Origin of the sequence: Streptomyces sp. BE303 (assembly GCF_036290945.1) — a bacterium.
Taxonomy (GTDB): domain Bacteria; phylum Actinomycetota; class Actinomycetes; order Streptomycetales; family Streptomycetaceae; genus Kitasatospora.
This window is the reverse complement of sequence record NZ_JAQYWZ010000047.1, coordinates 1-619: the sequence shown is the minus strand read 5'-3', so window position 1 is coordinate 619 and position 619 is coordinate 1. Positions and strand designations below refer to the sequence as shown.

At 63.3% G+C, this 619-nt stretch carries 1 protein-coding gene and 1 pseudogene; one reads left to right on the top strand and one right to left on the bottom strand.

Annotation, left to right across the window (positions count from 1 at the left end; translation table 11 throughout):
- Window positions 1-482, top strand: a 482-nt coding sequence (locus PUR56_RS00150) for a hypothetical protein (RefSeq protein ID WP_329947329.1), incomplete at its 5' end; no start/stop codon positions are given.
- A 9-nt stretch (window positions 483-491) separates the two neighbouring features.
- Here PUR56_RS00150 and PUR56_RS00145 read toward each other — a convergent pair.
- A pseudogene (locus PUR56_RS00145) lies at window positions 492-619 on the bottom strand (IS5/IS1182 family transposase); the annotation flags it as partial.

Here is a 619-nt window from a genome sequence, read left to right as displayed (position 1 = left end):
TCTCACCGGCCAGGATCGACAGCACGATCCGGACCTTCTCCTCCGGCGGCAACACCGGCGGCCTCACCATGATCGATCAGACTCCTTCACAGGGCAGGACCCGCAAGAAACAAGCCCTGCCACAAAGTCTGACGCGCGACATGTCCGACCTGTCGTTCACAGTGGACGGGGTCGAACTGGCTCCCCCCTGGTCGTGGACGCCGGTGTTCGACTTTCTGTGGTCGATGCACGGGGTGCTGCACTATCTCGAACGTGGTGAGGCCTCGACGATCGGCTCCAACGAGAACGCCGAGTTGATCAAGTTCACACCCGAGGCGGGGACGATCCGAATCTCGTCCACCTACTCGACGGTGACGGCAATCTGCGAACTCACCGACCTCAGGGACGCGTGGGTTGCCTTCCGTGACGCCGTATTGACCGACCTCGGTCGGGAACACCCGCAGCTGGCGGCCAATCCGGTGCTTGCCGAACTCAGGCTCTAAGAAGTCATCTCATTTGGAGAGTCGGCGGTGGCAGATGAGGGCGGCTGCGATGCTGGCGAAGGCTGCAAAGTGGTCGGCCTTGCGTTCGTAGCGGCGGTGGAGTCGGCGGAAGCCGCCGAGCCAGGCGACGGTGCGCT